Source organism: Planctomycetota bacterium (genome assembly GCA_026387035.1).
Taxonomy (GTDB): Bacteria; Planctomycetota; Phycisphaerae; order FEN-1346; family FEN-1346; genus JAPLMM01.
On the sequence record JAPLMM010000029.1, the window covers coordinates 1 to 12588 of the forward strand.

A 12588-nucleotide genomic window follows, 5' to 3' on the forward strand; every position below is an offset into this window, starting at 1 on the left:
TTCCTGGGCGAGGCGTTCGGCGGCGAGCCGATCGGCCTGGAACCGCTCGACGGCCGGTACTGGCTCGTCTATTACACGACGGTGCCGTTGGGCGTGTTCGACGCCCATCGGCACCGGATGCTCACGGCCGGGGAGGCCGCCAAGGTGGCGGCCGACGGACGGTTCGGCCGGCCCTTCCGCTCCGCTCCAGGCCCGGCCGAACCGTCTCCCCACAACCCGAAAGTGTCAACCATGTGCCCGGTCTAAAGTGTCAACCATGTTCCCGGTTGCACATTGTTTGAGCCCTTCGGGCTCAAGCGTCAGTGGCGAGGCTTTGTAGCGTTGTAGAACTAGTCGAGGTGGAAGATGCAGGATGCCCTGGAAACGGACGGGCGGAAGAGGAGGGTGCGGCCGATGCTGATCCCAACGGCGGTGATGGGGGTGCTTGCGCTGGTGCTGTTTGCGGTGGCGTACCGGCGGGGCGGGGGGCAGTGGGCGGAGGGCCTGAAGGCGAGCGGGGTGATGCTGGTGGAGATTTTGCCGCTCCTGGTGTTCGCGTTCGTGGTGGCGGGGATGGTGCAGGTGCTGCTGCCTCGCGAGGCCCTGTCGCGATGGGTGGGGGAAGAATCGGGGTGGCGCGGCCTCCTCTTGGGGACGGTGGCGGGGGGCCTGGCGCCGGGCGGGCCGTACGTCAGCCTGCCGATCGTCGCGGGGTTTCTAAAGTCGGGGGCGGGCATGGGGACGATGGTGGCGTTTCTGACGGGCTGGTCGCTGTGGGCGGTGGGCCGGTTGCCGATGGAGGTGGGGATCCTGGGTTGGAAGTTTACGGTGGTGCGTTTGGCGAGCACATTTTTCTTTCCGCCGATCGCGGGATGGATTGCGCAGACGTTCTTCAGGAGCCTGAAGTGACCTTGCGCGGCGAGTCGGCGCTTTTTCGAGCCGCCCGCGTAAGCGGGCGGGGGGTCGGCGCGTCGCGCTCACGCCCCGAGGCCCGAGGCGATGTGGCGAAGGCGTTCGATGTAGGCCAGGCGTTCGGGCGTCAGGTCGCGCCGCACTTCGGCCGTGTCGCGGTAGATTTCGAGCATGAAGGTCCCCGCGAACTTCACTTCCGCCAGGGCCCGCGCGACGTCCTCGAAAGGCACGACGCCCATGCCCGGCAACCTGTGGTCGTCCTCCCGGCCGTCGTTGTCGTGCAGATGAACTCCCCAGAGCCTCGGCCCCATCTCGTGGATGGTCTCGACCGGGCGGCCGGCGAGCGTCGCGTGGCCGGAATCGTAGGCGAGGCCGAAGCGCGTGCTGTCCAGCGTGTCGGCGACGTCGCGCAGAAACCTTGCGTCGCGGCCGAACATCGGCGGCGGCATGTTCTCCAGGAGGAAACGGACGTCGGCGCGTTCGGCGATGCGGACGAGTTCCTCGGCGCTTCGGCGGAGGGCGGCGGGCCGGCCGGCGTCGTTCTCCGTCTCGCCTGGGCCGACGGGATGGACGATGACGTCGCGGCAACCGAGGCGGCGGGCGAAGTCGGCCTCGGCGCGGGCCAATTCCATCGAGGCCTCGCGAACGTCGGCGTCGGGCGAGGAAAGGTCGAACGCCGGACCCTCGAACTGCTCCAGGTTGATGTAACCGTGGAGGCTGTCGATGAGGAGTCCGGCGTCCTGGAGCGTCGAGCGGATGCGTTCGGCCTCGGCGCCTCGGAGATAGTTGCGATAGACCTGGATGCGGCGGGCGCCGGCGGCCCGGACGAGGGCGATCTCTTCCTGGACGTTCCACTTCTCGAAGTCGAAGGCGATGACGGCGCCGAGCGGGAGTTCGGGCATGGTCACGGGGATCCGAGTCGCTTGCGGATGTAGTCGGCGCGTGCGATGTCGCGTTCGGACTCCGCCAGTTCCGCCCCCCGGATTTTCTGAATGTGCCCCGGCCGGGTGAGAAGAAACAGTTCGTTGACCGTGCCGATGTCCACGCCCTTGAGGCGACCGAGGTGGATGCCGAGCCGCACCGCCGACAGAAGCATCAGCGTCTCGTCGCTGGAGATGGTGCGGGCGTGGGTGAGGAGGCCCCAGGATCGATGGATCTTGTCGTCCAGCGGCGTGGGACTCTCGGCGACGAGGGCGGCGCGGGCCTGTTTCTCGTACTCGACGATCTGGGGTAGGGCGGCGTCGAGGGTCTTGAGGATCTCCGGTTCGCTCTTTCCGAGGGAGCCCTGGTTGGAGATCTGGTAGAAGTCGCCGGTGGCCTGGGTCCCTTCGCCGTACAGCCCGCGCACCGCCAGCCTCAGACGCGCCACCGCGCGGAAAACCTTCTCGATTTGCCGCGTCAGCACCAGGCCGGGCAGATGGAGCATGACGCTGGCGCGCATGCCCGTGCCGACGTTCGTGGGGCAGGCCGTCAGGTACCCGAGTTTCGGCGAGAACGCGTAGGCGAGGTGCTCTTCGAGTCGGTCGTCGATGCCATCGGCCTCGTGCCAGGCGGCTTCGAGTTGGAGTCCGGCGAAGATGACCTGGAGCCTCAGATGGTCTTCCTCGTTCGCCATGATGGCGATGCGCTGGGTCGAATCGACAGCGACGCCGCGGGGGCCCTGACCGGCGGCGAATTCGCGGCTCACGAGGTGGCGTTCCATGAGGCAGCGCCGGTCGATCTCATCCATGCCGTCCAGTTCGAACCAGGCGAGTTCCCGCCCGCCGAGGGCCTTGAAGATGGCACTCTTGAGGGATGCCGCGAGTTCCTGCTGGTCCTCCGGGCGGAGGCGCGAGGAAAAGGGCCGGCCGGCGACGTTCCGCGCGAGCCGCACGCGCGTCGACAGAACGATGTCGCTCTCGGGTCCCGTCGGTTGGAGCCACTGGTTGGGCGCCAGAATCAGGTCACTCAGGTCCACCGGCGGGTTCCTTTTCGCGGAGGAGGTCGCGGAGCCGGGCGGCCTCTTCGTAGTGTTCGCTTTCGACGGCTTCCTGGAGGTGGCGTCGCAGTTGCATCAGTTCGCGCTGCTGATCCGTCCCGGCCCCGGCGCGGGCGGGCACCTTGCCCGTGTGTTCCGTGCCGCCGTGCACCTTCTCGAGGACCTCGGCCAGGGGCTCGGCGAAGACCTCGTAGTCGTGCGGGCAACCGAGTCGGCCCTGGTTGCGGAACTCAGCGTACGTCAGACCGCAGTCGGGGCAGGCGAGGTTCGCGTAGTGTTCGGCGGAGTCGTGGGCCGACAGCATCCCCGACAGGACGTCCTGCAGATTGATCTGGGCTTTGATGGCGATGCCTTCCTCCCGCGCGCAATCCTCGCAGAGGTGGCGTTCCATCTTCTGGTTGCTGATGATCTCCGTCAGGTGGATGGTGGCGGGCTGTTTCTTGCATTTTTGGCAGATCACGTCGGATTCCTTCCCGCCGGTCGGCGCCGAGGCACCCGGAGGAGGCCGGCGCTTTTGATATCGGCCAACGGCCTCGTGTTCATCATATTTCCCGCACGCGGACGAGTCAACGCGGTGTGGCAAGATTTTTCTGGCACTTGGCGAAGGCGCGAAACACGGCTCGTGTGGCACGGCCGGTCTTGCCTGCCCGCCGTAGCCCGAAGGGCGAAGGCAGGTCCGGCCGTGCGGAGCGCACGGCGGGGCAAGGCCCGCCGTGCAACACCGTTTAACCTTTCCACAACGGCTGCGAAGGATTCGTGGCCAGTGCCAGAAAATCTTGCCACACCCAGTCAACGGCGCGCCCTACAATCGTCCCTGGCGCTGGGCGGTGATGTAGTTGATGCAGAACGGGTCCTCGCCGGTGAGGCAGGCGGCGGCCAGCGCGGTCGGCACGATGCCGACGGCCAGCGGATCGAGGATCGCCGACTCCAGGCCCGCCCCGATCGCCATCGCGAGGAACGTGCGGTTCAGGTGCCCGCGCCGGGGCAGGCCGAACGAAATGTTCGACAGGCCGCACGTCGTTTTCGCCCCGCCACCCTCGCCGCGGACCCGGCGGATCATGGCGAGGACCTGCGACACCTGCTCCGGGTTCGTCGAGACCGGGCGGACGAGCGGGTCCACGTAGAGGCGGTCGCGCGGGATCTTCAGTTTGTCGGTGGCCGCAAAAATCCGCTCCAGCGCCCGCCAGCGGTCGTCCACCGAATTCGGCATGCCGCGGTCGTCCATCGCGAGGGCGACGACCCGGGTTTCAAACTCGGCGACGAGTTCGAGCATGGGCGCCAGGCGCCCCGTCTCGCCGCTGATGGAGTTGAGAAAGGCCGAACCTTTCGGCAGGAGCGCCAGGCCCGCTCGCGCCACCTTTGGGTCCGCCGAGTCCACGGCAATCGGTTTGTCGGTCGCCTGGCGGACATTCTCGACGGCCCAGACCATGAGGTCCTTCTCCTCGCGGGGCGAGAGGGCCGTGTTGACGTCGATGTAGTCGGCGCCGGCATCGGCCTGGCGGCGGGCCTCCTCCCGGATGGCGCCGGCGTCGCGGGCCGCCAGGGCTGCCGCGATTGGCTTGCGCGTGGCGTTGATGCGTTCGGCGATGATGAGCACTGTCAATTCCTTAACTTTAACCGCAAAGGACGCAAAGGTCGCAAAGAAAAACGAAACCTGGGGAACAGATAACAACTTCATCGTTCCGCTATTTTTCGGGTTCTTGGTCGTTCCTCGTCTTTCAGTCGTTCCCTGTTTTCCCTTTGCGCTCTTTGCGTCCTTTGCGGTTCATTCGGTTGGGGTCTCTACGTCGGACGGTGTTTCTCCCATCGTTCGAGGTAGGCCACTTCGCCGAGAGTGCGTCCTTCGCGGATTTCGGCCCGCTGGCGGTTCTCCATTTCGAGGACGTCCTGGGCGCGGTTGGCCATTTCGACGACCTCGGCCCTCGGGAGGAGCATGACGCCGTCGGCGTCGCCGACGAGCCAATCGCCGGGGAAGACTTCCGCGCCCGCGAGGCGGATGGGGCCGCCGATTTCGCCGAGGCCTTTCGGGTGGCCGGCGTGGGAGCAGACAACCTTGGCGTGGGCGGGGAATCCGAGCCGGCGGATCTCGTCGGTGTCGCGGATGCCGCCGTCCACGACGACACCGGCCAGTTTGCGTTGCACGGCGCTTTCGGTGGCCAGTTCGCCCCAGACGGCGGGCGGGACGCCGCCGGCGTCCACGGCGATGATCTGGCCGGGCTCGGCGCGGTCAACGGCCTCGACGGGCTTGGCGAAGTCGCCCGGCGCCGTCCGGACCGTTAGCACCGGCCCGACGAGTTTCGCGCCCGGGGTGATCTGCTGGAAACCCAGGAGGCAAGGCCGATGGTGGCTGCCGTGGCTCAGGTTGGCCGTCGAGACCCGCGCCAGGACCTCGCGGATGCCCTCCAGGCCGCTTCGGCGAAAAAGTTCCGTCTTGACGGCGGCGCCGGAGTCGAGGGCCTTCCGCATGTCGCGTGCGGCACGGGCGGGGTCCTCGGCCTTGGTGATCGCCCCGCCGATGACGATGATGGACGCGCCGGCGGCGACGGCTTTCGGGGCCGTCTCGGAATTCAGCCCTCCGGCAACGGCGAGCGGAAGGTCCGTCACCCGGGCCAGACGCTCCAGCATCCCGAACGGGCTGCCCCCGCGCATCTGGACGTCCACGGGGCAGTGGACCGAAAGGAACGCGGCGCCCCACTGGGCGAGGCGTTCAACCAGGGGCTCCGGTTCCTCGATGCCCAGGAGGTCCACGCCGATGCCCAGCCCGTAACTCTTGCCGACCTCAATGGCCTCGCGGATGGTGGAATCGCTGGCGGCGCCGAGGACGATGGCGTAGTCGGCGCCGGCCTTGGCGGCGGCTTCCATTTCGAGTCGGCCGGTGTCGGCCGTCTTCATGTCCGCCACGATCTTCTTCTCGGGGAACGCCTCGCGCAGTTTCCGGACGGCGTCGAGCCCCTCGCTCTTAATGAGCGGCGTGCCGGCCTCGACCCAGTCCACCCCCTCCGGGACGGCGAGCCGCGCGATGCGCAGGGCCCGTTCGAGGTCCAGCAGGTCGAGCGCGAGTTGCAGCGTGACAGCCACCTCAGGCCTCCTTCTTGGATAGGGGCGGCGAATACGTGGCGGCACAGCGGTCGGATTCCCAGGCCGTCACGGAGACGACGCGGACGCCCGCCGGGAACCGCTCCGCGACCGCCTCGGCAATCGTCCGGGCGATGTTCTCGCTGGAGGGCTGGAGGCGGTCGAACGGCTCGACCTCGTTCAGGTACCGGTGGTCGAACCGTTCGAGAACTTCGCCCAGGATCCGCTTGGCCTCGGTGAAGTCCAGAAGGAGACCCTCGGCGTTGAGGCGGTCGCCCGCCAGGCGGAGGTCCACCCGCCAGTTATGGCCGTGAAGGCGTTCGCACTTGCCCTTGTACTCGCGCAGGTTGTGGGCGGCGCTGAAATCGGCCTGGATGAATAGTTCGTATGCCATCGCCTTCCGTCCGTTCGTGCCGCGGGGCGGGGGCACAGAGGCGCCCGGCGCCCGAGCGGCAAGCCCCCATTCTAGAGGCCACAGGGGGGCCATACAAGCCTTTTGTCGCCCTTAGGAAAAAGGTGTCAGGAACCTTTTCTTGACACGGGTGGGGGGTTGGTGTAATTTGTCGAGCATGGGACGGGCCAAGCGGGTTGACGTTGGCGGGCTGGTTTACCACGCGCTCAACCGGGGCAATGCTGGGCGGACCCTGTTCGGGGACGGGGCCGACTACGCCGCCTTTGAGCGCGTGCTCTCCGAGACGCTCCAACGAGTTGACATGCGTATTCTCAGTTATTGCTTGATGCCGAACCATTGGCATCTTGTCCTCTGGCCGCGACGTGATGGCGACCTGTCCGCGTTCATGCGGTGGCTGACTCTGACGCACACCCAACGCTGGCACGCGGCTCGAAGGACCGCCGGGTCGGGCCATGTGTACCAGGGACGGTATCGTTCCTTTGTCATCGAGACCGAAGGCTACCTCGTCTGCGCCTGCCGATATGTGGAGCGCAATGCCCTCCGGGCCGGCTTGGTCCAGGCGGCGGAGGATTGGCGCTGGGGTTCGCTGTGGCGCGGGATGCATCCCGAGGTGACCGAGGACGTACCGGCCTTGAGCGATTGGCCGATCGAACGTCCCCCTCGGTGGCGGTGGCTGGTGAATCTCCCCCAACCGGCGGAGGAGGAGCAGACGCTGAAGCGCTGCGTCGAGCGGGGCCGGCCATTCGGCACGGAGGACTGGGTCTCCCGGATGGCCAAGCGCCTGGGTCTGGAAGCCACGCTCCGTGGCCGCGGCCGTCCGCCTAAAAAAGGTTCCTGACACCTTTTCCCGCCCGAAAAAGGTTCCTGACACCTTTTTGTGAGGGCGGGGTGCTTGACGAGACCGCCCGCGGCCGATATAAAGAGGTGAGGGAAGGATGCGCCGAATGATGCCGCAGGAAAAGGACAAAAAGGACAAGCGGAAGGCCTGGCTCCTCGGCTTGGGGCTGGATAATGAGGACGGTCACCTCCGCGTGACCCGCGGGGAGAACTTTCACCTGGTCGGCGGGAGCGAGGACACGCACTCGACGATGCAGGAGAAGGCCGTCAAGTTCAACGAGAAACTTCGGGAGCGCGGCCGGCGGCTGGAGGAAGTTACCAAAGACGAGTTCCGCGACATCGCCCACCAGATCGGCCTGACGGACAAGAACCTGTCCCCCTGAGTTTCGGGGGGCCATTACTACTACGCTACAAGCGCTGGGCATCGTTTGAGGCCGAAGGCCTCACACAGCATAGCCCAGGGCAACGCCCTGGGTTTCGAAGACCCGCCTCGGCCCAAGCCCTGAAGGGGCGCAACAAATGGGGCCTTTTGTCACGCCCCTTCAGGGCTTCCGGATTTGACAAAGGGTTTTTCCTTCGCGCTCCTCGACCCAGGGCGATGCCCTGGGCTGCATTGTGGCAGCCCCTTGGGCTGCTTGACGACCACCAACACAAACCGCGCTTGTAGCGTAGTAATACTATCCCCAATGGCATTAAGATAAGCCGACAAGGCCCTTGGAGCGGCGATTCGGGCCGGCGCAGATCGTCCCTGACTTTGCCTTGCGCCCCGGTTCGCGGGATTCCTCGCTGCACGGAAACGCTTCAAATCCCCTTAACTTAATGCCATTGATGGGTGTCCCCAGAATTGCCAATCCGCCGCCGGTGCCGGTGTTTGAATTGCGGCCAAATTGCGGCCAGTTGCGGATTGACAAGTAGTATGCCTGACAGTTAATCTTGATACAAGACGCCCGAAGGCAAGTTTAGGAGGACCGGATATGAGCCAGTTCTTACGCTCATGCATCCTGGGGTTCGCAATAACCTTGATAACTTTGGTGATGGTTTCTCTCATCGGTGCTCAGACGCCCCCCAAACCGGTATCGGGGCCGCCTGAGGCGCCAGCGCTTCCTGCGGATATCCCCGGCGGAATTGTTTATTTGGAAGCCGGGAATGCTGTCTACCAAGATTTAGCAACTGGCCAAAAGACAAACCTGACGGCCGATATTCCTGAATTTCAACCCAAAGGGCCGTGGGCGATTTCTGAAAACGGACGATGGCTGTGCTGGTTTGGCGATGGGACATTCGTGGCAAGAGATCTTTTTGCCAAGAACAATGTCAATGCGGGAGTTGAACCTTGTTCCGGGCTTGGAAGTCCGGCGATTAAGTTCCTGCCTGATGCCGCAAGTTTCAAAAACCTGACTGTATCGCCCGATACTGAGCGTTGTCAAATCGCATTTGAATCCGTAATAAAAGGCTCATCATTTGTACAAATAAAAAGAACGACCACTTTCAAACAAGTACCCGATACTTTTGATGGAATCGTTCGCGTAGATACAGAAAACAAAAATGTTTCCTGTTACGGAAATAACAATTTCTGGTATCCTACAAGAATGCCTTGTATGCTAGAATCCGACTGGACCTCGAGGGATAAAATGGTTTCCTGGCCCGCCGCGGGGGACCCCGATAGCGACGAAGACGCGCTAACGATGGACCCGGGGACACAAGTGTCTCCTCAATTGTTAATGAAAAAAAATGTTTACTTTCCGGCCTGGCAAAAAGCATCTTCTTTCTCGAATGGCGAAGGAATGCTTGCCTTTGTCTATAAAACAGAAGGCGGATGGGGGCCGATTGAAATAAGACGTTGCCGCGCCTCAAAATTCGGCGACTTGGCCGTTGACGCTCTGTCCTTTGTATTTGATCCAAAGAGTAGAAAATACGTTATCATGAAAGGCAAGCCTAAGCCGCACTTTTGGCGATTGCAGATTTCCGTGAAAAATTTCGGCGGCTTGGCGTGGAGGCCGAATGGCTCGCTTAGTTATTTGAGCGACAATAAAATATTTATAATAGATAAAAAACAGATTGAAAATGGAATCCGCAAAAGCGCCGTTATTGCTTATGTAATTACATTTCCAAAGGCTGTTGACCCCGTGGGCACCGGAGCTCCCCGGGTCAAGACGGCCAATACCGCGTTTCCGGCAAGCCCTGCGTCTTTTGCCCGAGGAATCAAAGGCGGAAGAATTCATTGGGTCTCGGACGAGACATTTCTTTTCCAAGGCGGCGACAAGAGCTTATATTCCTGTACCAAGGGAACAACAGCAAAGGTGCTGGAAAGCATTCCGGCGGAGTTCTTCTATTGCTCAGGGATACAGGTAGCGAGTACGAATCCCACTTCGCCACCGGCCGAGGTGGCGTCAGGCACGCTACAGGAGAATGAGATTCGCCGAGCGGTTGAATGGGCTACCGGAGAATTCGAGCAAGCACAAGGGAAAACCTTAGGGCCGGAGTGGGAGTACTACGAGGGCTGTCAGAAGTTCGTTGCCAACGCATACGGTAAACCATGTCCGTTTTATTCCTACGCCACTGCTGCCGAAGGAGCGCAAAAACTAAATGCCGAGATCGAGATGAACAAAGGCAGGACGCCTCCTAGAGGAAGTTGGGTTTTCTACACCTGCAAGACCGATCCCCGAGGTCATGTGGCACTCGCGGTTGGCGATGGTTTTGTTATCCATGCGAGCACAAACATGGCGAAGAAAGTCGCCACCGTTCGCAAGGACAAATACGATGATGTTCAGGGGGCCGACTATATAGGCTGGGCCTGGCCTCAACGAAAGAAATAGTAGGCAGGAGAAGTCGAATCGCTTGAGTTCCCCGCGAATGTGCGGGCCCTTCTTGCTGTTCATCGCCCTTTGGGACCGACTTCAAGGCGAACGTGGCGCTTCAGGCTGCGGCGCTTGCGGCGATTCCAGGGGCTGGGGAAGCGGGGGTGGAACTAGGGGTCTAACTATTCCGTCGGGGCCCCGCCGTGTATCGGCCGCCGGCGGCGTTGCCAGAGGTGTTCCCTCTCGCTTTAGGCGAATTGTGTAACGGTGGTAAGACATTTGCGCGTAACCTTCTAGCCCGGTATCGGTGAGGCAAAGTTTCAGAGAGCCCTCTTTGCTTGTGTAGAAATACGTATAATCTTCCGCCGATCCCGCAGATATCGGGCTCATAACGATATGGTATTTCGTGCCTTCTTCGGGTTGTGGATTGAAAACCAGAGTCCCCGTGAACGTTTGTTTCGATTTCGGCTTGTCTGGGTTGTTTGCCTCTGCGCGAATCAGAAAGTCTTTCTGTTCAGTAAATACCAAAACAATGCGTTGAATCTCATCCCCCTCGACCATTGTGCCGATGTAACGTGTGCCTGGAACAGTCGCCAGGATAAGTTTCTGTCGGACCGCCGCCTCTTCCTTCTGTCGTTCTTCTTCTTCCTTCGTTCGCTGTTCCATTTCCTTCCTTCGTAGTTCTTCAAGCGCGATTCTCTCCTTTTCCTCCCGCTCCTGTCGCGCTTTTGCCTCACGTGCCTCCTGTTCCTGTCGCGCTATTCGCTCACGTTCCTCCTGCTCCTGTCGCGCTATTCGCTCAAGTTCCTCCTGCTCCCGAGCGGCCTTTCTGGCCCGCTCAATTTCCGCTGCGTTTGCCGCCTGCTGCCTTAGAGCCTCGTTGGCCTCCTTGCTGCCGGTGACGTAGGATTGCGCGGGGAACGCTCCTCGGGGCGCTCCGAATTGCCGAAGGCCGACCTGAATCTCCGGCGATTCCAACGTCCACTGGTCCATTGTGCGGCTGGCTTCAACGGAACCGTAAAGAGATACCTCGGTTCCAGCGGCCTGGACTACCTTGAGCAAGGTCACTGGCGGCGTGCCTTCCACCTCGCGGTCCACCTGATACAAGTCCTCTTTGGGAGTGACAGTGGCCTTGAAGTTGACCTTGACTGCTTCGGGGCCGGTAGGTATCGGCTCCAACTCAATACTATCGAGCGAAAGAAACGGGGGCAAACTGGCGCGCACCGTGTCCTGCACCATTTGCTTTGGCGGTGCTTGGGATGTTTTCTCTCCGCACCCTGCCAGTGCGAAGGCAATGACGAGGAAGAACGAAAGCAGAACGTGATCGGTTTGTGGTTTCATGTTCTGTTTCCTCCAATTGCGGTCGCGTCCCGGAAGTGGGTGGAAATTGGGTTCCGGCGTGACCTGTTCCCGAAGCCCAATTCGCCCCGCCTTCCTGGCGGACCTGGCGTTACTTTAAGCCGCATCCAAGTACCTGTCAAGCGACGACTCGTGCTTCGCAGCGAAGCGCTGCTTCGCAGAGTAGCATACGTCGATGCTATCGGCCGAGACCGTTCGTGATGCCTCGAAGATTCGTAGCCGCCCCGTGGTTTCGTCTTTTGGCCCCAGATTGCTTTGTTGAATCGTTGTTTCTGTAGCGCGGGGGTTTATCCCCCGCGCACAAACAGCGCGGGGCACAAGGCCCCGCGCTACGAAAGGCATCTTTTTAACAGAGCACCCCAGGGGAAAAATCTATCGGTCCCGCGGCTGATCTGGTAGAGTGATGCGATTGGCTCGCTCGTGGCCATCTCTGGCGAAGGGGAGACCGTGCAACCACTGAAAATGCAGCCGGTGCTGAAAGAGAAGGTCTGGGGCGGGCACTGCCTGGCGGGCCTTCTCGGGAAGAACGCACCGGCGGACCGGCCAATCGGCGAATCGTGGGAACTGGCGGACCATCCCCACGGCACGAGCACGGTGGCCGAAGGACCGATGCGCGGGAAGTCGCTCCGGGAGGTTCTCAAGCGTGAGGGCGAAGCGGTGCTCGGCCGGGCGCTCGCGGCCCGCGGATGGGCCGACCGGTTCGGCCTCCTCATCAAGTTCATCGACGCCGCCGACCGCCTCAGCGTCCAGGTCCATCCGGACGATGCGTACGCGGCCAAGCACGCGCCGGGCGAGAGCGGAAAAACCGAGTGCTGGGTCGTCGTCCATGCCGAGCCGGACGCCTGGCTCGTCCGCGGGCTTGTGCCGGGGACGACCCGCGACCGCCTGGCCGAGGCGCTCAAGGCCGGAAAGGTCGAGGCGCTTCTGAAGAAACACGCCGTCCGCGCCGGGGACTTTTTCTGGATCCCCGCGGGGACGATTCACGCCATCGGGCCGGGCGTCGTGCTGGCGGAAATCCAGCAGAACTCCGACGTGACGTACCGCCTGTACGACTGGGGCCGGATGGGGATGGACGGCAAGCCGCGCGAGTTGCACGTCGCCGATGCGTTGGCGTCGGCGAATTTCTCGGGCGAGGAACCGCCCGCCGGCGGGCGCGGCCGGACCGCCGACGAAACGGGCCTCGTCATCGAGCACCTGGCGGACTCGCGCGTCTTCAGCCTGAGCCGCATCCGCCTCGACCG

13 protein-coding genes are annotated in these 12588 nt (G+C 62.8%); 6 read left to right on the forward strand and 7 right to left on the reverse strand.

The genetic code is table 11. The features are described from left to right. A partial coding sequence (locus NTX40_00835) for a hypothetical protein (GenBank protein MCX5647635.1) occupies positions 1–246 on the forward strand: 246 nt, incomplete at its 5' end. A gap of 147 nt (positions 247–393) precedes the next feature. Next, the gene (locus NTX40_00840) at positions 394–888 is read left to right on the forward strand and encodes a permease (protein ID MCX5647636.1); all 495 of its coding nucleotides are present in this window, start codon (positions 394–396) and stop codon (positions 886–888) included. 68 nt (positions 889–956) lie between these two features. On the opposite strand, the gene NTX40_00845 is transcribed toward NTX40_00840, so the two are convergent. The 6 genes from NTX40_00845 to queD form a co-directional block, all read right to left on the reverse strand. Next, on the reverse strand, positions 957–1793 hold the full coding sequence (locus tag NTX40_00845) for a sugar phosphate isomerase/epimerase (GenBank protein MCX5647637.1): 837 nt from the start codon (positions 1791–1793) through the stop codon (positions 957–959). 2 nt (positions 1794–1795) lie between these two features. Continuing rightward, positions 1796–2848, reverse strand: coding sequence for a protein arginine kinase (locus NTX40_00850; protein ID MCX5647638.1), 1053 nt, complete (start codon positions 2846–2848; stop codon positions 1796–1798). After that, entirely contained in the window at positions 2835–3329 is a 495-nt protein-coding gene (locus NTX40_00855; GenBank protein MCX5647639.1) for a UvrB/UvrC motif-containing protein, read from the reverse strand. The genes NTX40_00850 and NTX40_00855 overlap by 14 nt, the downstream gene beginning before the upstream one ends. A gap of 342 nt (positions 3330–3671) precedes the next feature. Next, the gene (locus tag NTX40_00860) at positions 3672–4466 is read right to left on the reverse strand and encodes a dihydropteroate synthase (protein ID MCX5647640.1); all 795 of its coding nucleotides are present in this window, start codon (positions 4464–4466) and stop codon (positions 3672–3674) included. A gap of 185 nt (positions 4467–4651) precedes the next feature. Further along, positions 4652–5947: an orotidine 5'-phosphate decarboxylase gene (locus NTX40_00865; protein ID MCX5647641.1), complete on the reverse strand. Its 1296-nt coding sequence runs from the start codon at positions 5945–5947 to the stop codon at positions 4652–4654. A 1-nt stretch (position 5948) separates the two neighbouring features. Then, entirely contained in the window at positions 5949–6338 is a 390-nt protein-coding gene (queD, locus tag NTX40_00870) for a 6-carboxytetrahydropterin synthase QueD (protein ID MCX5647642.1), read from the reverse strand. Positions 6339–6513: 175 nt separating this feature from the next. Between queD and NTX40_00875 the strand changes: the two genes are divergently transcribed. The 3 genes from NTX40_00875 to NTX40_00885 all read left to right on the forward strand — a co-directional run bounded on the left by NTX40_00875 (position 6514) and on the right by NTX40_00885 (position 10006). After that, complete coding sequence (locus NTX40_00875) at positions 6514–7194, forward strand: transposase (GenBank protein MCX5647643.1); 681 nt, start codon at positions 6514–6516, stop codon at positions 7192–7194. 106 nt (positions 7195–7300) lie between these two features. Continuing rightward, positions 7301–7576: a hypothetical protein gene (locus NTX40_00880; GenBank protein MCX5647644.1), complete on the forward strand. Its 276-nt coding sequence runs from the start codon at positions 7301–7303 to the stop codon at positions 7574–7576. A gap of 591 nt (positions 7577–8167) precedes the next feature. Then, positions 8168–10006, forward strand: a complete 1839-nt coding sequence (locus tag NTX40_00885; GenBank protein MCX5647645.1) for a hypothetical protein — start codon at positions 8168–8170, stop codon at positions 10004–10006. An 81-nt stretch (positions 10007–10087) separates the two neighbouring features. Here the strand turns inward: NTX40_00885 and NTX40_00890 are convergent, their stop codons facing one another. Further along, positions 10088–11329: an MAP7 domain-containing protein gene (locus tag NTX40_00890; GenBank protein ID MCX5647646.1), complete on the reverse strand. Its 1242-nt coding sequence runs from the start codon at positions 11327–11329 to the stop codon at positions 10088–10090. Between the two features lie 465 nt (positions 11330–11794). On the opposite strand from NTX40_00890, the gene NTX40_00895 reads away from it, so the two are divergent. Beyond that, positions 11795–12588: class I mannose-6-phosphate isomerase (locus NTX40_00895; protein ID MCX5647647.1), on the forward strand; the 794-nt coding region annotated here is incomplete at its 3' end.